General features: G+C 71.8%; 17 protein-coding genes and 1 pseudogene. 2 read left to right on the forward strand and 16 right to left on the reverse strand.

What is annotated here, in order from left to right; genetic code table 11:
• Window positions 1–92: 92 nt before the first annotated feature.
• The 7 genes from ACFVH5_RS30480 to ACFVH5_RS30510 all read right to left on the reverse strand — a co-directional run bounded on the left by ACFVH5_RS30480 (window position 93) and on the right by ACFVH5_RS30510 (window position 8,150).
• Window positions 93–920: an aldo/keto reductase gene (locus ACFVH5_RS30480; protein ID WP_385836923.1), complete on the reverse strand. Its 828-nt coding sequence runs from the start codon at window positions 918–920 to the stop codon at window positions 93–95.
• 118 nt (window positions 921–1,038) lie between these two features.
• Window positions 1,039–2,454 carry an NAD-dependent succinate-semialdehyde dehydrogenase gene (locus ACFVH5_RS30485; protein WP_385836924.1) on the reverse strand — a complete coding sequence of 472 codons (1,416 nt, stop codon included), beginning with the start codon at window positions 2,452–2,454 and terminating at the stop codon, window positions 1,039–1,041.
• Window positions 2,455–2,631: 177 nt separating this feature from the next.
• Entirely contained in the window at window positions 2,632–3,408 is a 777-nt protein-coding gene (locus ACFVH5_RS30490) for an ABC transporter permease (RefSeq protein WP_385836925.1), read from the reverse strand.
• Entirely contained in the window at window positions 3,405–4,976 is a 1,572-nt protein-coding gene (locus tag ACFVH5_RS30495; protein ID WP_385836926.1) for an ABC transporter permease subunit, read from the reverse strand. Before ACFVH5_RS30495 ends, ACFVH5_RS30490 begins: the two co-directional genes overlap by 4 nt.
• Window positions 4,973–5,926 (reverse strand): ATP-binding cassette domain-containing protein, encoded by a 954-nt coding sequence (locus ACFVH5_RS30500; RefSeq protein ID WP_385836927.1) that lies wholly within the window; start codon window positions 5,924–5,926, stop codon window positions 4,973–4,975. Before ACFVH5_RS30500 ends, ACFVH5_RS30495 begins: the two co-directional genes overlap by 4 nt.
• Window positions 5,927–6,133: 207 nt before the next feature.
• Window positions 6,134–6,835, reverse strand: a complete 702-nt coding sequence (locus ACFVH5_RS30505; protein ID WP_385836928.1) for a response regulator — start codon at window positions 6,833–6,835, stop codon at window positions 6,134–6,136.
• Between the two features lie 64 nt (window positions 6,836–6,899).
• Window positions 6,900–8,150 (reverse strand): sensor histidine kinase, encoded by a 1,251-nt coding sequence (locus ACFVH5_RS30510; protein WP_385836929.1) that lies wholly within the window; start codon window positions 8,148–8,150, stop codon window positions 6,900–6,902.
• A 243-nt stretch (window positions 8,151–8,393) separates the two neighbouring features.
• Between ACFVH5_RS30510 and ACFVH5_RS30515 the strand changes: the two genes are divergently transcribed.
• Window positions 8,394–9,338, forward strand: coding sequence for an RNA polymerase sigma-70 factor (locus ACFVH5_RS30515; RefSeq protein WP_385836930.1), 945 nt, complete (start codon window positions 8,394–8,396; stop codon window positions 9,336–9,338).
• A gap of 42 nt (window positions 9,339–9,380) precedes the next feature.
• On the opposite strand, the pseudogene ACFVH5_RS30520 reads toward ACFVH5_RS30515, so the two are convergent.
• The 9 genes and pseudogenes from ACFVH5_RS30520 to ACFVH5_RS30560 form a co-directional block, all read right to left on the reverse strand.
• Window positions 9,381–11,453: pseudogene (locus ACFVH5_RS30520) on the reverse strand (iron ABC transporter permease); the annotation flags it as partial.
• A 43-nt stretch (window positions 11,454–11,496) separates the two neighbouring features.
• Window positions 11,497–12,480, reverse strand: a complete 984-nt coding sequence (locus tag ACFVH5_RS30525) for an iron-siderophore ABC transporter substrate-binding protein (protein ID WP_385836931.1) — start codon at window positions 12,478–12,480, stop codon at window positions 11,497–11,499.
• The gene (locus ACFVH5_RS30530) at window positions 12,477–13,355 is read right to left on the reverse strand and encodes an ABC transporter ATP-binding protein (RefSeq protein WP_385836932.1); all 879 of its coding nucleotides are present in this window, start codon (window positions 13,353–13,355) and stop codon (window positions 12,477–12,479) included. Before ACFVH5_RS30530 ends, ACFVH5_RS30525 begins: the two co-directional genes overlap by 4 nt.
• 143 nt (window positions 13,356–13,498) lie before the next feature.
• A complete protein-coding gene (locus ACFVH5_RS30535; protein WP_385836933.1) occupies window positions 13,499–14,083 on the reverse strand; it encodes an MSMEG_1061 family FMN-dependent PPOX-type flavoprotein in 585 nt (194 codons plus the stop codon).
• Between the two features lie 68 nt (window positions 14,084–14,151).
• The gene (locus ACFVH5_RS30540; RefSeq protein WP_385836934.1) at window positions 14,152–16,347 is read right to left on the reverse strand and encodes a glycoside hydrolase family 127 protein; all 2,196 of its coding nucleotides are present in this window, start codon (window positions 16,345–16,347) and stop codon (window positions 14,152–14,154) included.
• Between the two features lie 13 nt (window positions 16,348–16,360).
• On the reverse strand, window positions 16,361–18,361 hold the full coding sequence (locus tag ACFVH5_RS30545) for a glycoside hydrolase family 127 protein (RefSeq protein WP_385836936.1): 2,001 nt from the start codon (window positions 18,359–18,361) through the stop codon (window positions 16,361–16,363).
• 63 nt (window positions 18,362–18,424) lie between these two features.
• Window positions 18,425–19,243 carry a carbohydrate ABC transporter permease gene (locus ACFVH5_RS30550; RefSeq protein WP_385836937.1) on the reverse strand — a complete coding sequence of 273 codons (819 nt, stop codon included), beginning with the start codon at window positions 19,241–19,243 and terminating at the stop codon, window positions 18,425–18,427.
• The gene (locus ACFVH5_RS30555) at window positions 19,240–20,121 is read right to left on the reverse strand and encodes a carbohydrate ABC transporter permease (protein ID WP_385836938.1); all 882 of its coding nucleotides are present in this window, start codon (window positions 20,119–20,121) and stop codon (window positions 19,240–19,242) included. Before ACFVH5_RS30555 ends, ACFVH5_RS30550 begins: the two co-directional genes overlap by 4 nt.
• Window positions 20,122–20,264: 143 nt before the next feature.
• Complete coding sequence (locus ACFVH5_RS30560; protein WP_385836939.1) at window positions 20,265–21,581, reverse strand: ABC transporter substrate-binding protein; 1,317 nt, start codon at window positions 21,579–21,581, stop codon at window positions 20,265–20,267.
• A 205-nt stretch (window positions 21,582–21,786) separates the two neighbouring features.
• Here ACFVH5_RS30560 and ACFVH5_RS30565 point away from each other — a divergent pair, with 205 nt between their 5' ends.
• Complete coding sequence (locus ACFVH5_RS30565) at window positions 21,787–22,815, forward strand: LacI family DNA-binding transcriptional regulator (protein ID WP_385836940.1); 1,029 nt, start codon at window positions 21,787–21,789, stop codon at window positions 22,813–22,815.
• Window positions 22,816–22,873 lie beyond the last annotated feature (58 nt).

A 22,873-nucleotide genomic window follows, 5' to 3' on the forward strand; every position in this document is an offset into this window, starting at 1 on the left:
AGGGCGTCGACGCGGAGCGTCGGCAACCGACGACAACGCCGCAGATGTGCGTGCCACACCCCGCGTCTTCGCCGTGATCGACCGGACAGGTCCTAACCGTTGAAGCGGTCCGGGTCGAAGCCCGTCCGCTCGTTCCGGTTCAGGGCGCTGATCTCACCCATGTCGCCCTCGCTGAGCTCGAAGCCGAAGAGGTCGAAGTTCTCCTCGATCCGCTTCTGGGTGACCGACTTGGGAAAGACGATGTCCCCACGCTGGATGTGCCAGCGCAGCGTCACCTGGGCCGGCGACTTGCCGACCCGCTCCGCGATGCGGTTGATGGTCGGATCGTCGAGGACCTTGCCCTGCGCGATGGGCGACCAGGCCTCGGTGGCGATCTCGTGCTCGGCACCGAAGGCCCTGACCTCGTCCTGGGTGAGGTAGGGGTGCACCTCGATCTGGTTCACCGCGGGCACCACGTCGCTGCCCTCCAGCAGTCGGCGCAGATGGCGCGGCTGGAAGTTGGAGACGCCGATGGCCTTGGCCCGGCCGGAACGGTAGACCTCCTCCAGGGCCTGCCAGGTCTCCACGAACTCGCCCTTGGCGGGCAGCGGCCAGTGGATGAGGAAGAGGTCCAGATAGTCGAGGCCCACGGCCTCCAGAGTGCGGTCGAACGCCTGGAGAGCGTTGTCGTGCCCGTGGGCGTCGTTGTTGAGCTTGCTGGTCACGAAGACGTCGGCGCGATCGAGACCGGAGTCCCGGACCGCCTGGCCGACCTCCTTCTCGTTGCCGTACATCTGCGCCGTGTCGATGTGCCGGTAGCCGGCCTCCAGCGCCGCCAGCGTCGTCTCGCGGGTGTCCTCCGGCGGGATCTGGAAGGTGCCGAAGCCGAGCTGCGGGATCTGCACGGCGTTGTTGAGGGTGATGGCGGGTACTGCGGTCACGGGAACTCCTGTGGTCGCGGTTTCAAGAGGCATGGGGGTGTGGCGGGGGCAGGACTCGGTGGGGTGGGGTTCGGCGGGCGGGGCCCGGTGGGATGGGGCTCGGTGGGGTGGGGGCCGGTCAGCCCGCGATGCCGCTCAGCTCCGCGTCCGGCGGCAGGATCCGTACCAGCTTGCGGTTCACGAATTCCTGCATGCCGAGCTTCGAGAGCTCGCGTCCGTAGCCGGAGCGCTTGATGCCGCCGAACGGCAGGTCGGGCTGGGTCGAGGTGGGGTGGTTCACCCAGACCATGCCGGTCTCGACGCGCTCCGCCACCCTGCGGCCCCGCTCCACGTCGGCGCAGAACACGGAGCCGCCGAGTCCGTACTGGCTGTCGTTGGCCAGCGCAATCGCCTCGTCCTCGTCGGCGACGCGGTGGACCACCGCGACCGGCCCGAAGAGCTCTTCGGCGTAGGCGCGCATGCCCGGCTTGACGCCGGTGATGATCGTGGGTTCGACGAAGGCGCCCGGCCGGTCGATCCGGTGGCCGCCGGTGACGAGTTCCGCGCCCTGGTCGACCGTCTCGCGGATCTGGTCGGCCAGGTCGGAGGCCGCCTGCTCCGAGGAGAGCGGCCCGATGGTGGTCGCCTCGTCGGAGGGGTCGCCGGGCCGCAGCTCCTCGAACCCGCGGCGCAGCCCGTCCACGAAGTCGTCGTACACGTCCTCCAGCACGATGAACCGCTTCGAGGCCACGCAGCTCTGGCCGGTGTTCGCCATCCGGCCCGCCACGGCGGCCCCGACCGTGCGCTCCAGGTTCTCGCCGTCGAGGACGATGAACACGTCGCTGCCGCCGAGCTCCAGCAGACTGGGCTTGAGGTTCCGCCCGGCGCGCTCGGCCACCTGGGCGCCCGCTCCCTCGCTGCCGGTCAGGGAGGCTCCGCGCACGACAGGGCTGTCGATGATGCGCGAGATCTCGTCGTGGTTGACGAACAGGTTCGTGTAGACGCCCGCGGGGGCCTGTGCGTCGCGGAACAGCGACTCCAGCGCCAGCGCCGACTGCGGGCAGATGCCGGCGTGCTTGACCAGCACCGTGTTGCCCAGCACCAGATGGGGGCCCGCGAAACGGACCACCTGGTAGAGCGGGAAGTTCCACGGCATGACGCCCAGCAGGACACCGAGGGGCTCGTTGACGAGGTACGCCTCCCCCTCCTCCACGTCGAGCGGTTCGGCCGCGGCGAAGTCCGGCCCGTGCTGTGCGTAGTACCCGAGGATCGACGCGGCGAGATCGACCTCACCGCGCGCCTCGGAGATCAGCTTCCCCATCTCCAGGGTGATGAGCTGGGCCAGCTCTTCCTTGCGCTCCTTCATCAGCTCGCCCGCACGGCCCACGACGGCGGCGCGCTCCGCGATCGGCCGCCCCCGCCATGCGTGGAACGCCTGGTCGGCCGTCTCAAGCGCCGCATCGACCTGTCCGCCCTCGATGGCCGGGAACTCCTTGAGGGTCTCCCCGGTGGCCGGGTTCACGGTCACGAACGAGCTCTTGTGCTGGCCTGACATGAAATCTCCAGAACGACGAGGAAGGGCGGGCCCGGACGGAACCTCGCGTTCCGCCCTGGTGCCGGGTACCCGACACGAGAATGCGAAACAGTTCATATGAGCTAAAAGGGTGCGCCGGGTGTGGACAGGCCCGTTTCCCTGCGCGTCCTGCCTACGCGTCCTGCCTTCTCGTCTTCGCTACGCGTCCCGCGCGCGCAGCAGCCAGCCGCCCGCGGTCATCGCGCCGGCCGCCCACAGGGCCAGGACGCCCAGGCCCTGCCAGGGGCCTATCGGCAGGTCGCCGACGCGCACGGTCGTCTGGACGGCGAGGCCGGCCGTCATCGGGGCGATCTGCTGGAGGTGGCGCTGCCAGTCCGGATCGGCGACCGCCTGGGCCAGTACCGGGAAGACGAACAGCAGGGCGAGGACGATCCCGACGGCGGTCGCCAAGTTCCGTACGACCACGGCGACGCCCAGGCTGAGCAGGCCGATCAGCACGAGGTAGAGGACCGAGCCCACGGCGGCCCGCAGCGTCGCCCCGTCGGTCGACGACAGGGCCGTGAAGCCGTGTTCCTCCGTGAAGCCGCGCCCTGGCTGCACGAGGCCGGCGATCAGCAGGGAGCCGAGGACGGCGACCGTTCCCGCCACCAGCAGCACCGCGGTGAGCACGGCGGACTTCGAGCAGAGCACCGTCAGGCGGCGCGGCACCGCGGTGAGCGTCGTCCGCATCATGCCGGTGCTGTACTCGTCGCCGACCGTCAGCACCGCGACGATCGCGACGACGACCTGGCCGACCAGTACGCCGGAGAGGCCGAGCCGCGCCGGGTCCCCGCCGCAGCCGGTGGCGTCGCACCTGGAGGTCATGGTCACCGCGGCGCCGACCGCGAGGGTCAGCACGACCATGCCGAGCGTCAGCAAGCCGTTGCTCGCGTCGGTCCGCAGCTTCGTCCACTCGGCACGTCCGGCGGCTTTCACGCGTCCCTCCGGCGGAGCAGGACCACGGCGGCGGCGAACGACGCCGCCGTATAGGCGCACAGGACGGCGAGGCCGGTCCAGGGGGCCAGCGGGAAGTACCCGGACGAGGGCGCGTAGACGGTGACGACCTGGTCGTAGCGCTCGACGCTCTGCTGGATGGCGAAGCCGGCGGCGGGAGTGACCCTCAGCAGCCACCGCGAGGCCCCGGCGGGCAGTACGGACGCGGTCGCGAGGAGGTAGGGCAGCACCATGCCGACGACGACCACGGTGACGGCCACGACACCGCGCCGCAGGATGGCGCCGACGGCGAGGGCGAGGACGCTCGCGGCGGCGAGCAGCAGGCCCGTCCCGACGACGACGCGCAGTCCGGTGGCCGTCGGTACCGTCAGGACGGGGAAGCCGCCTGCCTCCGACCGCTGTCTCCCGAGGGGGACCATGACCGCCGCGGAGACCACGCCGACGAGGAAGGCCACGGAGCCGGCCACCAGGCCCTTCGCCACCAGGACGCGGCCCCGGCGCGGGCCGGCCGCCAGGGTCAGGCCGATCAGGCCCCGGCGGTACTCGACGGTGATGCAGCCCGCGCCCACGACGACCATGATGATCAGTCCGGCGAACGCGCCGACGAGGAAGTTCTCGATGGTCCGTACGCCGCTGGTGGCGGGGCCGCCGACGACGGGCGCGATGTCGCCCGCGCCGGTCACCTCGAAGCCGCCGCCGGAGGGGGTGGCTCCGCCCTGGGTGTCCCGGCTGTAGCTCGCGGAGGTGCCGGCGTCCCTGCCGATCTGATCGCTCGCCCAGGCGCCGCCGGTCCACCGGCCGCCCAGCGTGACCCGGTCGAAGGTGCCGGTGGCGACGGCCGGGGCGAAGCCCGTTCCGGTGCCGGTCTCCTCCTCGACGGACGGCGAGGTCACGAACAGTCCGACCTCCGGTGTCGCCGAGAGGCCGGACAGGTCCGCTCGGCCCACCTCGGTCCACCTCGAACCGTCGGCCGACTGGTAGCCGGTGAGCGAGTCGCCGGTGCGCCGCAGGCGCAACCACCGCGGAGCCTCCTCGGAGACCGCTCCGGTCGCCCCGGTCGCCCCGGTCGTCCCGGCGATGTCGTGCGTGTAGTCGTACTGCATCCGCACGCCGTGCCTGCCCGTGACCATCATCGCCGCGTACGACGACCCCTGGTCGAGGCTGTCCTTCACGATGACCCCGGCCTTCGCCCACGGTGCGAGGCCGCTCGTGCTGTCGTCCGGGTTCGTCGGGACGACGCCGGTCAGTGAGGACACCGAGACGGTGATGCTGCCGTCGCCGCGGAGCTTCTGGTGGACGAAGTAGAAGCTGTCGTTGACCGCTTGACCGCCGGGGCCGACGGGCAGCGCGGAACTGCCGTTCGGAGCGGCCTTGTTGTCGGCTGCCGTGGCGAGCAGGCCCACCAGGCAGATGACCAGTACCGCGCCGACCGCGCTCCACACCCAGCCCCGTACCGTACGGAACTTGGTCCACTCCGCGTGCAGGAGCCGTCCGAAGCCGCCACGGCCCGGCCGTGCGGTCGTGCGGGGCGGTGCCGACGTGGCGGTCATCGGCCGGCCTCCTCGGGAACGGCACCGCGGTACTGCACGGCGTCCCGGGTCAGCTCCATGTACGCCTCCTCCAGCGAGGCGCGGTGCTCGGAGATCTCCGAGAACGGCACCGCGTTCCGGCTGAGGAGGGACACCACGTTCTCCGGGGGCAGCCCCGTCACACTGATCGTGTCGGCCCCGGTGGAGCTCACGGTGGCGCCCGAGCGGGCCAGCACCGTCATGGCCCGGGCGAGCGCGGACGTCCGCAGGGTCACCCTGCCCCGGGACATCGACGCCAGCAGTTCACGCACGCTCATGTCGGCGACGACCTTGCCGCGTCCGACGACCACCACATGGTCGGCGATGTCCTGCAGTTCGCCCATCAGATGGCTGGAGACCAGCACGGCCCTCCCCTGTCCGGCCAGTGAGGCGAGAAAGCCCCGCATCCACCTGATTCCTTCGGGGTCCAGGCCGTTGAAGGGCTCGTCGAGCATGACCACCGGGGGGTCTCCGAGGAGGGCTGCCGCGATGCCGAGGCGCTGCCTCATCCCCAGGGAGAAGCCGCCCGCCCTGCGCCGGGCCGCGTCCTGGAGACCGACCTGCCGGATCACCTCGTCGACCCGCCCGGCGCCCAGCCCCTGGGAGTGGGCCAGCCACAGCAGATGGTGGCGGGCGGTACGGCTCGGCTGCACGGCCGCGGCGTCCAGCAGCGCCCCGATGTGGGTGAGCGGGGTCCGCAGGTCCCGGTAGCGGCGCCCGCCGACCAGTGCGGTTCCCTCGTCGGGGCGGTCCAGGCCGAGGATGACGCGCATGGTCGTGGACTTGCCGGCGCCGTTCGGCCCGACGAAGCCCGTGACCTGTCCCGGCCTGACGTCGAACGTCATCCCGTCCAGCGCCCGGGTGCTTCCGAAGTGCTTGCGCACGTCCCGGACTTCGATCCTCGCGTCCGACCCGTCGATCGCCTTCTCCATGTCCGCAGACTAGGGAGGAGGGGGTGGCCGGGTCGTCACGGCCAGGAGCCATGTTCCGCCTCACTCACAGGAGCCAGTACGCGGTCGGTCCGTCCCTCACGGGAGGGACGGACCAGGTGGGACGGAACAGGTGGGGCGGACCGGGTGCTGTCCGAGGGTGGCGGCTGACGTGCGACCGCCCGGTCACGCCACTGCGGCGCGGTCACGCTATTGCGGCCTGCGGGTGCCGGGCACCACAAGTCCCGTCTCGTACGCGGCGATCACGGCCTGCGTACGGTCGCGCAGCGCGAGCTTCCCGAGGATACGGCTGACGTGTGTCTTCACCGTCTCCTCGCCGACGACCAGCCTGGCGCCGATCTCCGGGTTGGAGAGGCCCTCGGCGACGAGCAGGAGGACCTCTCGCTCGCGTGCGGTGAGCGCCTTCATGCCGGGCGGCGGTGTGGTGTCGGGTCTGGCGGGCATCAGCGCGAACTCGCTGATGAGCCTGCGGGTGATGCCGGGCGCGAGCAGCGCGTCCCCGGCGGCGACGACACGTACGGCGTCGAAGAGCCGTTCCGCGGTCACCTCCTTGAGGAGGAAGCCGCTGGCTCCGGCGCGCAGCGCGTCGTACACGTACTCGTCGAGGTCGAAGGTCGTCAGGATCAGGACGCGCGGTGCGTCGACGCCGTCGGGCGAGGAGCCCACGAGCTGTCGGGTGGCCTCGATGCCATCCATCTCGGGCATGCGGATGTCCATGAGGACCACGTCCGGGGAGACCTCGTGGCAGACCCGTACCGCTTCCGCTCCGGAGGACGCGGTCCGTACGACGGTGAAGTCGGCCTGGCTGTCGAGCAGCGCGGCGAAACCGGTGCGGACCACGACGTGGTCGTCGGCGACGACGACCCGGATCGGCGAGGACGGGCTGGTCATGAGATCTCTTCCGTCATGGGGGCTCTGGCATCGCGAGGACTCCGGCATCGCGAGGGCTCTGGTGTCATCGGGGTTCCGGTGCCTTGACGGGGAAGCGGGCGTCGACGACGAAACCGGTGCCGCCGAACCCCGGGCCGGTGTGGACGTCGCCGCCGACCGCGGACGCGCGTTCGCGCATGCCGAGCAGGCCGTGTCCGCCGGTGGGCCGCTCGCGCGGCGGTCCCGGGCCGTTGTCGCGGACGCGCAGGTGCAGCGCTTCGTCGGCGTAGACGAGTTCCACGTCGACGGCGGCGCCGGTGGCGTGCTTGCGGGCGTTGGTGAGGGATTCCTGGACGATGCGGTAGGCGGCGAGTTCGATGCCGGGGTCCAGCGCGCTCGGTGAGCCGCTGAGGACGAGGCGGATGGATGCAGCGGACGCCTTGCGCGCCTCTTCGAGCAGTTCGTGGAGCTGTGCCAGGTCGGGCTGCGGCCTGCGGTCGCCGCCGGCGACGGACCCGGTGTCCTCGCGGAGCACGCCGAGCAGTCGGCGCATCTCGTTCAGGGCCGCGCGGGCGGTGTCCCCGATGCCGAGCAGTCGTTCGGCTCCCTCGGCGGGCATGCCCGGAGTGGCTATTCGGGCCGTCTCGGCCTGTACGGCGATCATGGAGATGTGGTGGCCGACGACGTCGTGCAACTCCCTGACGATGCGCACGCGTTCGCCCCGTGCGGCGTTCTCCCACCGCGTGCCGTCCATGACCTCGCGGATGGCGCTGTGCCGCCGGTTCTGCTCGTGGGAACGGGCGGCCAGTCCGGCGAAGGCGGCCAGCGGGGCCAGTGCCGCGACGAGCACGACCCGTACGCACTGGCCGGTGTCGTCGGGGCCGGTGAGGGCCAGGACGAGGAAGGGCGTGCCGAGGAGTGCCGCGGGCAGGACGGAGCCGCCGCGGCCGAGCCGGTACTGGGCGACGAGCTGGGCGGCCAGGCCCGCCACGGTCAGCGTCCCGAAGATCAGCAGCGAGCCGATGCTCGCCGTGGTGACGGTGACCCCGGCCGCCAGGGGTCGCAGAAAGGCGAGCGGCAGGGCGGTCGACAGGCACAACAGCCCGACCACCATGGCGAACTGCACGCCCGTGACGCTGCCGTGCGGGTCGGCCCGCGCGGTGGCGTCGGCGAACAGCCGGGGTACCGACCCGTGGGCGCCGACGAACTCGGCGAGCGATTCCACGACGGCGGCCGGCCCGAGCAGGGCCCCTAACAGCGCGCCCACGTGCGGGAGTTCGGACACTCGCCGTCGCGTCGCGATCCAGGTGTCACGCCAAGCCGTCGCACGGGGCACGCCGGTCAGTATGGCAGTCGGGACTCTTCGGGATCATCCCTCCAGCGGGCGATGACGTCGTCCCCCGCGCGAGGGACGAAGCCGTCAGTGGCCGGGGCGGGGACCCGCCGGCCGATCGGGCGCGCACCCCGGCCGGACCGTCCCGGGACTGCCCGAGCCCGCGCACGCAGCCCTCATGAACCCCTCGCGCACCCCTCGCACCCCGGCTGTAACATGAACGTGATCTGGGGCGAAAGGACATCGATGCACGCCGGGGACGAGGCCAACTCTCTTGAGACGGCGACGAAGCAGTTCACCGCGGCGCGCCCCCAGCTCTTCGGAGTCGCCTACCGCATGCTCGGCAGCGCCGCGGAGGCCGAGGACGTCCTCCAGGAGACGTGGGTGCGGTGGCAGAACGCCGACCGCACGAACATCGTCGAGCCGACCGCCTTCCTGACCACCGTGGCCACCCGCCTCGCGATCAACACGGCCCAGTCCGCCCGCGTACGCCGCGAGACGTACATCGGGCCGTGGCTCCCCGAGCCGGTCGACACCAGCCTCGACCCGCACCTGGGGGCGGAACGCGCCGAGGCGGTCGAACTCGCGGTCCTCCATCTCCTGGAGAAGCTGAACCCGGTGGAGCGGGCCGCCTACGTCCTGCGGGAGGCGTTCGACTACCCCTACCGGCAGGTCGCGGACATCCTGGAGACGAGTGAGGCCAACACCCGCCAGCTGGTGAGCCGGGCGCGCAAGCACCTGGCCACCGAGCGGAGGGAACAGGTCAGCCCCGGCGAGCACCGGAGGCTGCTGACGGTGTTCCTGACCGCGGCGCAGACCGGCGATCTGAAGTCGCTCGAAGACGTCCTCGCGGCGGACGTCGTCAGCTACTCCGACGGTGGAGGGGTGCGCGGCGCCTCGCGGATCGCGGTGGTCGGACGCCTGCACGTCTCCCGGTACCTCGCCGCCTTCGCGCCGCGGTTCTGGCCGCAGTCGGACGCCAGCTGGGTCGAGGCCAACGGCCGCCCGGCCGTCGTCGTGCGGTCCGGCGGACACGCCGTGGCCCTGCTGTCGGTGGACGTGTCGGCGGAGGGCATCGACCGGATCATGTGGGTCATGGCCCCGGACAAGCTCCTGCCGTACGTGGCGTCGCTGGACGACCGGGCGGACGGTGGGGCTGACGACCAGGCGGCCGACCGGACGGACGGCTGAGCGGACATCATCCGGTGGAGCCCCCGCCGGGGTTCCACCGGTTCAGCGGCGGCTTCGTACCAGCAGGTACAGGAAGTACGGCGTGCCGATCACGGCCGTCATCAGGCCCGCGCCCAGCTGGGCGGGCGCGATGACCGTGCGGCCGAGGAGGTCGGCCGTGCAGACGAGCGCGGCGCCCAGCAGGACGGACACCGGCACCACCCGCACATGGCGTCGGCCCACGAGGGCGCGGGCCGCGTGCGGTGCCACCAGGCCCACGAAACCGATGGTGCCGGCCGAGGCGACGGCGGTCGCGCTGAGCAGGACACCCACCGCCAGGAAACCGAGCCTGGCCCGGGACAGCGGCAGGCCGAGGAGACGTGGGGTGTCCTCGTCGAGGGAGACGAGGTCCAGTTCGGTGCGCCGGGCGAAGGCGACGACGAGGCCCAGCACCAGCACGAGTGCGACGGGCAGCACGTCCGGCAGGGTCCGGCCGTACGTCGAACCGGACAGCCAGGTCAGCGCCTTCGTGGCGTTGAACGGGTCCGTGAGCACGATCAGCAGACTGATCAGCGCGGCGGTTCCGGCGGCGACGCCGATGCCGACGAGGACCAGCCTGTTCTGCTGGTAGCCGCCGCGGGCGGCGAGCCCGAAGACGACGACGGAGGTCACCGCGGCGCCCGCGAACGCGGCACCCGCGACCCCCCAGGTACCGGCGACGGGCGCGGTCGTGACGAGGAGCACGGCGCCGAGCGCGGCGCCGCCGGACACGCCCAGGACGCCCGGTTCCGCGAGCGGGTTGCGGGTCACGGCCTGGACGAGCGTGCCGGCCAGGGCGAGCGCCGCGCCCGCGCACAGGGCCGCGAGGACGCGGGGGACGCGGGTTTCGAGGATGAAGGACACGCCTCGGCCGGCCCGGCCCTGCGCCCAGTTGGCGAGGTCGCCGAGCAGGAGTTTGCTGTCGCCGAGCAGGGCGCCGGCGATCGTGACACCGACGACGACGGCGACGAGACCGGCCAGGGTCACCAGGAACGCGGTCCGGCCGGGGATGCGTATCCGGTCAGGGGCCTCGGCTCCGGAGGTGTCCCGCAGCCGCAGGGCCATCGCCACCAGGAACACGGCGCCGACCAGGCTGGTGACGACGCCGGTGGGCACGGCGACCGCCCGGTCCGAGGGGACGAGGGCCCGGAGCAGCACGTCCGAGCCGAGGACCAGCACCGCGCCGACGAGTCCCGCCACCGGCAGGGTCGTACGGGCGCGGGCGAAGCCCCTGAGCCTGCGGGCGAGCGGACGCACCAGGGCCGGTGCGCACAGGCCGACGAAGCCGATGGGTCCGGCGAGTGTGACCGCCGCCGCGGACAGCAGCGAGGCCAGGACGACCACCGTGACGCGGGTGGCACGGACCGGGACGCCGAGGCCGCGCGCGGCGTCGTCGCCGAGGGCGAGCGCGTCGACGCGGCGTGCCACCAGCAGCAGCCCGGCGATCCCCAGCAGGGCGATGGGCAGCATCTGGAGGACGCCGTCGAAGCCGTTCTGGCTGATGCTGCCCTGGTTCCACTGGTAGAGGCCCTCGGTCTGCTCCGGGAACAGCAGGAGCAGACCCTCCGTGACGGAGTTCAGCCCCAGGGCCAGCGCGGTACCGGCGAGGACCAGTCGTACGGTGCCCGTGCCGAGACCGGACAGGGCGAGTACGACGGCCGCGGCGAGGAGTCCGCCGGCGAAGGCGACGCCGGACGACGCGAGCAGCGGCAGCGAGACGCCGGTGGCGCCGACCAGGCCGAGCGCCAGATACGAACCGGCGTTCACCGCGAGGGTGTCGGGTGAGGCGAGGACGTTGCGGCTGACGGCCTGCAGTACGGCGCCCGCCACGCCCAGGATGACGCCGACCAGGATGCCGGCGGCCATCCGCGGCAGCCGGGAGGCGATCACCACGGACGCGTCGGCCCCTTCGCCCTGCCCGATCAGGGCCTTGAACACCTCGGCCGGTCCGACGGCTGCGGTGCCCTGGGTGATGTCGACGATCCCGAGGGCCACGACCAGGAGGACGAGCGCGGCCGTCACCGCGACCGCGCCCGCCCGGGACGTGGCCGTCGACGGGCGGGTGACGGGGGAGGTTGCGGTGACGGCCATGGCTCCGTTGCTTCTGCTGCTTCTGCTTCGCCGGCTGGTGTCTCTGTTGCTACTTCGTCAGCGCGGCGACGAGAGCGTCGATGTACGCCGACATCGAGCCGGGGCCGCCGAACATCCAGATGCCGTCGTCCAGCCGGTGCACGTCACCGGACTTCACGAACGGCAGGGACTTCCACACGGCGTTCTTCGCGAGCACGCCGGTGAACGGGGTGGCGGTCTTGTCGTCGTCGTTGCCGATGTACGCGAACTGCGTGTCCTTCGGCAGGTCGGTCAGGCCTTCGACGTCGGTGGACCCGAGACCGTAGGCCGCGTCGCCCTTGACCTTCCACGCGTTCTTCAGGCCGAGGCGCTTGTTGACGGACCCGATGAGGGAACCGTCGGTGTACGGGCGCAGGGTGACCTGGTTGGAGGTGACGTAGCCGTCGGCGAAGGCGATGTCCGTGCCCGCGAGGCCGGCGTCGGCGAGGGCCTTCTTGCCCTCGGTGAGCTTGGCCTCGAAGTCCTTGCGGGCCGTCTCGGCCTGGCCGGTGGTGCCGGTGGCCTTGGCGATCAGGTCGAGGTTCGCCAGCATCCGACCGATCTGGTCCGAGCCGTCGGCGGACTTGATCTCCAGCACCGGGGCGACCTCGCGCAGCTGCTTCACGGCCGCGGGCGCCAGGTCGGAGGAGGCCAGGATGAGGTCGGGCGCGAGGGCGGCGACGGTGTCCATGCTGGGCTCGCCGCGCGTGCCGATGTCCTTCGGCTCGTTCTTCAGCGGGACGGCGGAGTCCCAGGTGTTGTAGCCCTTGACGTCGGAGACGCCGACCGGGTCGACGCCGAGGGTGACGAGGCTCTCGACCTCGTTCCACTCGGTGGCGACGACCTTGGTGGCCGGGCCGTCGAGCGTGAGCTTCTTGCCGGAGCCGTCGGTGAGGGTGATGGCCTCGGACGTCTTCTTCTCGGTCTTGTCGGCGGCAGGCTCGGTGGTGCCGCAGGCGGCGAGGGTGAGCGCCGCGGCGGTGGTGGCGGCCGCGGTGAGCAGGAGGCGTCTCATGAGGTGGTGCCGAGCCTTTCGGTTCGAGTGCGGCGGGTGTGCCGGGTGTGGTGTCGGCCGATCGGGCGGGTGCGCAGCCGGCCGGTGAGGGGGTCGTGGTCCACGTCGATGCGGATGCCGTAGACGGCGGTGAGGCGTTCGGGGGTGAGGACGTCCTCGGGCAGGCCGTCGGCGACGACGCGGCCCGCTTCGAGCAGGGTGATCCGGTCGGCGATGGCCGCCGCCTGGTCGAGGTCGTGCAGGACGACTCCGACGGCGATGCCGTGGTCGTCGGCCAGGTCGCGGACGAGGTCGAGGAGTTCGACCTGGTAGCGCAGGTCGAGGTAGGTCGTCGGCTCGTCGAGCAGCAGTACGCCGGTCTCCTGGGCGAGGCAGCTCGCGAGCCACACGCGCTGCAGCTGGCCGCCGGAGAGGTGGTCGGCGCCGCGCCCGGCGAGGTCCGTGACGCCGGTCAGCGCGAGCGCGCGGTCGATCGCGGCGGACGCGTCCGGGTCGGGCCGGCCGAAGCGGCCCCGGTAGGGGTAGCGGCCGAACTCGACGACGTCCCGCACGGTCAGTCCGCCGGGGGTGGGGCGGCCCTGGGTCAACAGGGCGACGTGCCGCGAGAACTCACGGGCGCTCAGGGCGAGGCCGTCGGTCCCGGTGTCGATGCTGAGCGTGGCGTGGCGGGCGCGCTGCAGACGGGCGATCGTCCGCAGGAGCGTCGACTTGCCGCTGCCGTTGGGGCCGACCAGGACGGTCACCTCACCGGGCCGCAGGGCGACCGCCGCGTCGTGCACGACGTCGACGCCGTCGTACGCGACGGTCACGTTCGTGGCCGACAGTTGGTGACCGCGAAGACGCGGGGTGTCGGCTGTTTCTTCACCAGATCTCACCGGACGAAGGTTAGCCTACCCTTATTTCGATTGAGCAGAGGGTGCCGTACACGGGTTCGACCGGCGCACCGGCGGCCCTTCGACCAGCGAGCCGATCAGCCGGTCAGTCGGCTTGCCGGTCAGTCGATAGGTCGACAGGTCGATCAGTCGGTCGGCCAGGACTCCGGGTTCCACACGCCCGAGCGCCGCAGCGACGCCGGGCAGTGCAGATAGATCTCGTCGATCTCCAGGACCAGGGCCAGCGCGGGACGCTGCCCCTTCACCGTCATCGCGTCGAAGAACGGGGCGTCGGAGAGGATGCGGGCCCGGCCGTTGACCCGCAGGACCTCTTTGCTGCCGGGTATCAGGTAGAGCAGACCGGCGTGCGGGTTGTCGAGGATGTTGTGGAAGCTGTCGCCCCGCCGGTTCCCGGGCCGGTCGGGCAGGGCGAGCGTGCCGGAGTCGAGGACGTGCGTGAAGCCGGGGGCGTCCCCACGCGGGGAGACGTCGCAGTTGCCGTGCGAGTCGGAGGTGGCCAGCAGGCAGAAGGGCGAGCGGGCGATGATGCCCCGGTCCTGGTCGGCGAGCCGGTCGTGGACCTTCTCGATCACGATGGGCCAGGGCTCGCCGAGCAGCTCGCGCAACTCGGCGCCCGACCCCAGTTCGACCCAGCCTTCCCGGCCCTCTTCCCGGCCCTCCCCGGTCACGGTGTCCGGCCCTGTTCCGGCGGTGTCGATCGTGTGCGGCAAGGCCGACTCCAAACATGCGTGCATCCGGCGGGTACAAGTAGTTGCACGCAGAACATTATCTGACGTCGTTAGGCATGCCTTACCTGAGTGACGCCCGAGGCAGCCGCGACGACACGGTCCCGTTCGGCCCGTGTGAACCGCCCCTCGGACAGCCAGAGGTCGGCCACAACGCCCACCGCCCGTACGAAATCGCCGGAGGCCGCGAAGGGGGCCCGCGCCCAGAGGACGTCGAGGAAGGTCAGCCCGTCACCGCGCGCACGGTTGGGTACGCCGGAGTCGGTCGCCCCGAACACGACGACGGGTTCGGCCCGCCTGAAGTAGGCGTGGTAGCGGGCGTCGTCCGCGAGGTGGAACGGCGCCAGGGTCAGACCGTGGGTGGTGAAGTGCGAGGGGCGGCCCTCGGGATCGATCGCGTCGGCGAGATCGCCCCGGAGCGTGAAGTCCTTGTAGAAGGAGAACGAGCGGAATCCCGTCGCCTGGCTCCGCGCGGCCAGCAGCACCGGCCCGTGGAACAGCGACTGGACGGCGGGATCGTCCAGGGCTCTCTCGATCCGCAGCCGGTAGGGCGCCAGGACACCGACCCGGTCGCCGCGCCGCCAGTTCCTGGTCAGGGTGAGATAGCTGCCGGGCACGGCCTCGGCTCGCTGCGGCACCCCGTTGACCGTCACGGTGAAGCCTGCCGTGGCCCAGGACGGCACCCGCAGTCTCAGATCGAACGTGCCACCGCCCTCGCGGAGGATCAGGGTGCGGACGCCCTCCGCCGGATAGTCGCTCGTCTGCTCGACGACGAGCCCCTTCTCGGGCCACCGCAGGGTCGAGGCGAGGTAGAGGTTGACGTACAGGGCGTTGCCGTCGGCGGAGCGGAAGTACACCGAGTCCTGGTACTTGGTGTGGTTCTCCATGCCGGTACCGCCGCAGCAGGTGCCGATGTTGCCGTACTCGCGCACGACTCCGGGCCCCATGCCGACGAAGTAGGTGACCTCCGGACTGCTTGTGCTCGGCGCGCCACCCGTGTCCCGGCGGGAGGCGAGGATGTGGTTGGTCAGGCCGCGCTCGTAGTGGTCCATGTACACGGGGTCGGGCGTGTGGAAGAAGAGCTGCCTGCTCAGCTTGAGCATGTTGTACGTGGCGCAGGTCTCGGCGTTCTTGTCGTCGAGGGTCGCCGCGATCGCGCCCCGGGCCCGGAACATCTCGCCCTGCCCCGTACCGCCCAGGCTGTACGTCCGGGACTCGGTGACCATGTCCCAGAAGGTGCGGGCCGCGGCGGCGTACCGCTCCTCCCCCGTGTGGTCGTACAGCCGCAGATAGCCGGTGAACTGCGGGATGTGCTGGTTGGCGTGTCTGCCCTCCAGGATGTCGCGGTCCTCGGCGCAGGCGTCGAGCAGCGCGGTGTTGTCGAAGCAGCGGGCGGCGGCGAGGTGTTCGGGCCGGCCGGTGAGGGCGTGCAGGTCCGCCAGGACCTCGTTCATCCCGCCGTACTCGCCCGCGATGTAGATCGACCACATGCGCTCCAACTGCGCCTTCGGCAGGGCGCCGGGGCGGCTGTGGACCCAGTCGCCCATCCCCGAGGCGAGCGTGAGGGCCTGCGCGTTCCCACCGAGGGTGTACGCGTCCAGAAGCCCCCGCATGATCTTGTGACAGGTGTAGTACGGCGCCCAGATGGTGGGGTACGTCGTGTAGCTCTCCAGCAGGACGAACTGCGTCTCCGGGTACGCCGCCAGGTAGCCGGGGTGGCTCGGTCTCGGGGAGCCGTGGTCGGCCAGGGCCTGCCGGCACTCGCCCAACGCGCCGACCAGGTAGTCGAGTTTCGTCTTGAGCGCCGCCTCGCGGGTGTCGGCGTACGCCTGCGCGACGAGCGTGAGGAAGTGGCCGCCGTAGTGCCCGCGCAGATTGCCGTCGGCGGTCTCCCAACCGCCGGGCGGCCGGGCCCCGCGGGTGTCGAGTCCGGCGTTGGCCCGGAAGACGGCCAGGATGCGGTCGGCGGGGTAGGCCCTGGCGTAGTCGAGCATCAGATCGCGCTTGCGGCGGAACACCCCGTCACCGAGGGCGACTTGGCCCAGCGGGAACGGCTGTACCGGCAGGGCGGGCGCGGCGGCCGTGGCGGCCCGGCCGGGAGCCGTACCCGCCGTTCCCGCCATGCCCGGCGCGTCCGGGGCCGCGCCGGTCGCGGCATGCGCGGGCGCTGTGGCCTGCGCGAGGGGGACGGCGGCGGCCGTCCCGGCGGCGAGCCTCAACAGGCCGCGGCGTGTGGGGGGTCGGGACATGCTCGGTCTCCGATCATCGGTCGTCCGCGGGCAGCCACACCCGCATCGTCGAGGGGCCCCGGTTCGCCCAGGAGTGGTACGGGACCAGGGTGATCTCCGCCCGGTCGGCCTCGGGCGGGGCGGTGGGGGCGTCGAGCGGCCGGTAGGGCCAGGGCTCGTCGCGTCGCGCGTCGTACGCGGTGGACCGTGGGTCGTACGGGGTGAGCCGGCCGTCGACCACGACGGTGTCCCCCGCCGGGTCCGGCCCGTCGCGCGGGTCGACCGCCGGGTCCACCCGGATCGCGTCGACGTCGAGGCCGCCGGGCAGGTCCACGGACTCGGCGCAGTACACCCGCGGCCCGCGCTGGACGGCCACGGCGCCGCGCACCGCGTCGACGCGCGGATCGGCGTCGATCCAGCGCGGCCGTAAGGGCAGTTCGAGCCGTATCTCGTCGCCGGGCCGGAAGACCCGGGTGACCTCGGCCGTACCCGGGGCGACCGTGCGGCGGGTGCCGTCCGGTTCGGTCAGCCGTGCCGTGGCCCCCGCAGTCCACGCGGGGACACGCAGCGACACGGTCCACGGGCGGTCCGAAGGCGACCGGTCCACGTGCACGACCACGGTCCCGTCGGCCGGGTAGTCGGTGCGGATCCGCAGGGCGACATCGTGGCCGGGGGTGAGGAAGGTGGCGATCCGCGCGTCGGCGTACTGGTGCAGCTGGATGCCGTGGTCGTCCGCCGTGGCCAGGTGCGCGGGCAGCTGGGCCAGGGTCCGTGCCACGTTGGTGGGACAGCAGGACACCGCGAACCAGGGCGCGCGCAGGCCGGGATCGGCGCCCGGACTCACCGTGTCGGCGACGGGCACGGCGCTCCGGTGGCGCCGGTGCAGCGTGTTGGCGTAGAAGAAGGCCCTGCCGTGTTCCGCCGGTGAGGTCGCGACCACGTTGAACAGGGTCCGTTCCGCGAGGTCGGCGAAGCGCGGTTCTCCGGTGGCGAGGAGCAGCCGCCAGCTGAGCTGTACGGAGGCGACGCCCGCGCAGGTCTCCGAGTAGGCGCGGTCCGGCGGGAGGACGAAGTCGTCGCCGAAGGACTCGTCCCGGTGGTGGGAACCCATGCCGCCGGTGAGATAGGTGCGCCGGGCGACCCCGGCCTCCCACTGCCGTACGACGGCGGCGAGCAGTTCCTCGTCGCCGGTCTCCACCGCCACGTCGACGGCGCCGGCCGCGAGGTAGAGGGCGCGTACGGCGTGACCGCGCAGCGCCCGTGCCTCTCGTACGGGCAGGTCGTCCTGGTGGTAGACGCGGCCGAACTCGCCGTCGGCGAGCGTGCCGTGGCCGCGGCGGTCGACGAAGAGCGCGGCCTGGGCGAGATAGCGCTCCTCCCCCGTCAGCCGGGCCAGTTCCACCAGGGCCGTCTCGATGAGCGGGTGGCCGCAGACGCGCTCGATGCCGCCCCGGCCGAAGGTCGCGCAGATGTGGTCGGCGGCCCGTCGGGCGACCTTCGTCAGCTCGCCCTCGCCGCCGCCCCGCGCCCTGGCCTGGGCGACGCCCGCCTGGATCAGATGGCCGTGGCAGTACAGCTCGTGGCCCCATTCGAGGTCGCTGTAGCGGGGCTGCTGTCCGGGGCGGCCGAAGGCGGTGTTCAGATAGCCGTCGGGTTCCTGGGCGGCGGCGACGGCTCCGACGAGTGCGATGGCGTCCACGTCCGGCGCGCTGCCGGCGGCGCTCTGCCAGGCCGTGGCTTCGAGGAGTTTGTAGATCTCGGAGTCGGCGAACTCCCTTCCCCGCCGGTTCTGTTGGACCCCTCCCTCGGCGGCGGCGCGGAAGTTTCCGGTCCAGCCGGAGCGTTCCATCCAGTCGTGGCAGTGGCGGAGGCTGACGGTCTCGTTGGTGTGCCTGCGGCGGGCCCAGAAGCCGCCGGTGATGCCGACCTCGTCGAGCCCGAGTGGCCGCAGCCTGCCCCGGGTCGGCGCCACGGGGAGGACGGCCGACGGCGCCTGGTTCGCCTTGCCTGCCTTGGTCTCGTCGTTCTCCTTCACCACTTCATGCCTTCGGTTCGTCCCTTCGGTTGTCCGTCGAGTCGAGGTCGGTCAGGGCTTCATTCAGCCCTTGAGTGCGCCCGACATGAAGCCCCGCATGTAGTGCCGTTGCAGCAGCAGGAACAGCAGGAGGCAGGGCACGGCGAGGACCACCACGCCTGCCTCGGTGGCTCCGTAGTCGACGGCGCCCATGCTCTGCTGCCGCAGGTTCGCGACGGCCAGGGGCAGGGGTGCCTTCTCGCTGTCCGAGATCAGGATCAGCGGGGCGATGAAGTCGTTCCAGGCGGCGAGGAACGCGAACAGCCCGACGGTGATCAGCCCCGGCCGCACCGCCGGGAGCAGCACCCGGCGCAGCGCGCCCGCCGTGCCGCACCCGTCGACGAACGCCGACTCCTCCAGCTCGCGCGGCACCGCCTCGAAGGAGATCCGCATCATGAAGGTGGCGAACGGCAGTTGGAACATGGCCAGCACCAGGCTCAGCCCGACGAGCGAGTTCTGCAGGTGGAGTCTGCCGAGCAGGACGTAGAGGGGGATGAGGAGGGTGGCGTACGGGACCATGAGGATGGCCAGGGTGAGCAGGAACAGCAGATTCTTGCCGGGGAAGTCGAAGCGGGCGAAGGCGTAACCGCCCAGCAGGGACACCCCGAGGGTCAGGGCGACGGTCAGCGCGGAGACGACCGTGCTGTTGAGGAGGTAGCGCCACAGGCCCGCGTCGTAGTCGAGCAGGGTGCGGTAGTTGCCGAGCCCGTGGCCGGACTCCTGTGCGGTGCCGGGCTGTCCGCTGACGGAGGCCCAGGCGTTCCACAGCAGGGGGAAGAGGAAGATGACGGCCAGTCCGCCGGCGACGACGAAGTAGGGCGTACGGCCCAGGGCGCGGTTCATGACTCGTCGGCGCGGCGCAGCCCGCGGAACTGGAGGGCGTTGAGCAGGAGCAGGACGGCCAGCACGATGACCGACAGGGCCGCGGCGGTGCCGAGGTTCAGCCGCTGGAAGGCCTCCCGGTAGATCAACTGGACGACGGTGACCGTGCTGTTGTCCGGGCCGCCCTTGGTGAGGATGAAGAACTGGTCGAAGGCCAGCAGGGATCCGGTGACGCAGAGCAGCAGGGTCAGGGCGATGGAGGGCCGCAGCAGCGGCAGGGTGATGCGGCGGAAGATCTGGCCGCGGCCCGCGCCGTCCATGCGGGCGGCCTCGTACAGCTCGTGGGGGATGCGCTGGAGGCCGACGAGCAGGATCAGCATGTGGAAGCCGGCGAACTTCCAGACGACGAGGAAGACCGTGGACAGGAGGGCCGAGGTGGGTGTGCCCAGGAAGGACACCGGGTCGTCGACGAGGCCGAGCCTTTCGAGGATGCGGCTCAGCGGGCCGGTGGTGGGGCTGTACAGGCCCCAGAACAGCAGGGACGCGGAGGCCAGGCCCAGGGCGCCGGGCAGGAAGTACACCGTGCGGAAGAAGCCGGCGGCGGGGCGGGACTCCTGCACGAGGAGGGCGAGGAGGAGGGCCAGGCCGAGGAGGACGACCGTCACGATGACGGTGTAGAGGAGGGTGAAACGGACCGCGGGCCAGAACAGGGTGCTGTCGGTGGCGTCGGTGTAGTTCTCGGGGGTGTTGACGCCTCGGTCGCCCGCGAGGAGTGGCCAGTCGCTGAGGGACATCCGGCCCACGAGGAGGAGGGGCAGGAGGAAGAGGACGGTGACCAGGACCGCCGTGGGGGTGGCATAGGCGAGGCCCCGTACCGCGCGCGGGCTCAACCCCTGCATGTTGCTCCTTCGGCGTGCGGGGTGGGGGCGTGTGGGTGCAGGGGCGGTTGCGGGTGCGGGTGCGTGGGGGGGGCTGGTCGCGCAGTTCCCCGCGCCCCTGGGCGGCGGGGGCTGCGCCCCTGCCTTCCAGGGGCGCGGGTCGCTCAGTCCGCCAGTGACGCGCTGACCGCCTCGTTGTCCTTCTCGACCTTCGATTCGTCGCCGAAGACCGCGTCGCGCATCAGGGTCAGCCAGGGGCCGTTGGGGTCGTTGAAGGTCTGGCCGAACTTCAGGGCGTACGGGGTGCGGCCGTCGGCGACGAGCTGGTTGATCGTCACCAGGCGCGGGTCCGCCTTTGAGTGTTTGTTGGACGCGAGGTCGGTGCGGGCCACCACGTCCTTGTGGGCGGCGACCACGTCGATCTGCGCCGTGTCGTCCAGGGACCAGGCGAGGAAGTTCCAGGCCTGGTCGGCCGACCTGCTGGTGGCGGAGATGCCGATGGCGTCACCGCCGACGAAGGTGGATCTGCCGCCGTCGGGTCCGGGGATGGGCGCGACCCCGAGGTCGAGGTCCTTGGGCATCAGTCCCAGGGTGGTCGACGGCATCGGCATGACGCCGACCTTTCCCTTCGGGAAGACGCCGGTCCAGGTGGTGCCCGTCTCGTCGCGGGCGCCGGGCGCCACGATGTCGTCCCGCACCCAGCCCCGGTAGGCGGCATAGACCTGCTCGGCGGTGGCGGAGTCGAGTGTCGCCGCGGTGCCGTCCTCGTTCAGCACCTCGTCGCCGGCCGCCCAGATCGACGGCCACCAGGTGAAGACGCCGCAGCCGCCGCAGTTGCCGCCGAAGAAGGTGCCGTCGACTCCCCCGCCCAGCTTGTCCACGGCCCGTGCCTGCCGGTCCCATTCGGCCAGGCTCGCGGGCGGCTTCTCGGGGTCCAGCTTCGCCTTGCGGTAGAGGTCCTTGTTGTAGAAGAGGACCGACAGGTCGAGGGTGTGCGGGACGACGTACTTCTTGTCCTCGTACGTACCGGCCTTGATGTGCGACTGGGCGAGGTCGTCGGCGAAGGGCAGGGCGCCGATGCGTTCGGTGAGGTCGGCGAAGAGGCCGCTGGAGGTGTAGTTGGGGACGAACACGACGTCGGAGGCGAACAGGTCGGGCAGGTCCTTGGACCCGGCTGCCGCACCGACCTTGGCCTGGTAGTCGTCGGTGGGGACGACGGTCAGTTCGACCTTGTTCTCGTGGCTCGCGTTGTACGCCTTGACGAGTGCCTCGCTCTGCGGCCGGGTCGCCGCCCGCGTCCACATCGTGAGGGTGGCCCCGTCGTCGGTGCCTTTGGCGTCCCCGGCCCCGCCACCGCCCCCGTCGTCCGGGCCGTCGTCCCCGGAGCCGCATGCCGTGACCAGGCTCGCGGCGGCCAGCAGCGCGACGGCGACGGTGACGCGCCGGCGACGACGTCCGGGTGGTCCGGTCGTGCTCCCCATAACGATCCCCCTCGTGTGGGTTCTGCGCCGGAAAGAAACCGAAAAGCCTTTCTGAAAGCTAGGACGCGGCTCACCACCCGTCAATCCCCTTGCACGGAGGGGAAGTCCGGGACCAGGTGCGTCCCGGGAGAACATCCTGAAGGCGCCTCGACCGAAACCCTCTCGCGTACGGTTTACCCACGCGCCGCGAGACAGGAGAACACCCATGGCCCAGGCCACCGACCCCGCTCGTTCGGGGCCCGCCACGCTGAGCGATGTCGCCCGGCTGGCGGGCGTGTCCCTCGCCACCGCCTCCAAGGCGCTCAACGGCCGCGCCCAGGTGCGGGAGGAGACACGGCAGCGGGTGGTCGAGGCGGCCGAGCGGCTGTCGTTCCGGCCCAACCAGCTGGCCCGCGGCCTGCTCGCCGGCCGCACGGGCACCGTCGGCCTGCTCACCAGCGACCTGGAGGGCAGATTCAGCATCCCGATCCTGATGGGCGCCGAGGACGCGTTCGGGGCGGGGGCGGTCGCGGTGTTCCTCTGCGACGCCCGGGGCGACGCGATCCGCGAGCAGCACCATGTCCGCGCGCTGCTCGGCCGCCGCGTCGACGGGCTGATCGTGGTGGGCAGCAGGACCGACCCGCGGCCGTCCCTGGGCAGCGAACTGCCCGTCCCCGTGGTCTACGCGTACGCGCCCTCGGAGGACCCGGCGGATCTGTCCATCGTCCCCGACAGCGTGGGCGCCGGCCGGCTCGCGGTGGACCATCTGCTCGCCTGCGGCCGGACGCGGATCGCGCACATCACCGGTGACCCCGGGTATCTCGCGGCGCGGGAGCGGGCCGAGGGCGCCGGGGCCGCGCTCGCCGACGCCGGGCTCGCCCTGGTCGGCGAACCGCGGTTCGGGGTGTGGTCGGAGGGCTGGGGGCGGGCGGCCACCGCGATGCTGCTCGACCGGCATCCGGACGTGGACGCGGTGCTGTGCGGCAGCGACCAGATCGCCCGGGGCGTGATGGACGTACTCCGGGAGCGCGGGCACCGGGTGCCGGAGGACGTGGCGGTCATGGGCTTCGACAACTGGCAGGTGCTGACCTCGGCCTCGCGTCCGCCGCTGACCAGCGTCGACATGAACCTCGAACAGGTCGGCCGGGCGGCGGCACAGGCCCTGTTCGGCGCGATCGCCGGGACACGGCGCTCGGGGGTGGAGAGCCAGCCCGGCCGGGTGGTGATCAGGGGCTCCACGGCGGCCCTGTCCTGACGGCCGGGGCGTGAACTCGGGCCGCACTCAACCCTCTTGACACTTCCAGAGCACAGAT

Origin of the sequence: Streptomyces sp. NPDC127119, from assembly GCF_042677425.1 — a bacterium.
Lineage (GTDB): Bacteria > Actinomycetota > Actinomycetes > Streptomycetales > Streptomycetaceae > Streptomyces.

Bases quoted from the DNA above. Each gene is read 5' to 3' on its own strand.
- ACFVH5_RS30485 (WP_385836924.1), bottom strand. From the start codon at position 2,454: ATGTCAGGCCAGCACAAGAGCTCGTTCGTGACCGTGAACCCGGCCACC.
- ACFVH5_RS30495 (WP_385836926.1), bottom strand. From the start codon at position 4,976: ATGACCGCCACGTCGGCACCGCCCCGCACGACCGCACGGCCGGGCCGT.
- ACFVH5_RS30500 (WP_385836927.1), bottom strand. From the start codon at position 5,926: ATGGAGAAGGCGATCGACGGGTCGGACGCGAGGATCGAAGTCCGGGAC.
- ACFVH5_RS30505 (WP_385836928.1), bottom strand. From the start codon at position 6,835: ATGACCAGCCCGTCCTCGCCGATCCGGGTCGTCGTCGCCGACGACCAC.
- ACFVH5_RS30515 (WP_385836930.1), top strand. From the start codon at position 8,394: ATGCACGCCGGGGACGAGGCCAACTCTCTTGAGACGGCGACGAAGCAG.
- ACFVH5_RS30525 (WP_385836931.1), bottom strand. From the start codon at position 12,480: ATGAGACGCCTCCTGCTCACCGCGGCCGCCACCACCGCCGCGGCGCTC.
- ACFVH5_RS30540 (WP_385836934.1), bottom strand. From the start codon at position 16,347: ATGTCCCGACCCCCCACACGCCGCGGCCTGTTGAGGCTCGCCGCCGGG.
- ACFVH5_RS30550 (WP_385836937.1), bottom strand. From the start codon at position 19,243: ATGAACCGCGCCCTGGGCCGTACGCCCTACTTCGTCGTCGCCGGCGGA.
- ACFVH5_RS30555 (WP_385836938.1), bottom strand. From the start codon at position 20,121: ATGCAGGGGTTGAGCCCGCGCGCGGTACGGGGCCTCGCCTATGCCACC.
- ACFVH5_RS30560 (WP_385836939.1), bottom strand. From the start codon at position 21,581: ATGGGGAGCACGACCGGACCACCCGGACGTCGTCGCCGGCGCGTCACC.
- ACFVH5_RS30565 (WP_385836940.1), top strand. From the start codon at position 21,787: ATGGCCCAGGCCACCGACCCCGCTCGTTCGGGGCCCGCCACGCTGAGC.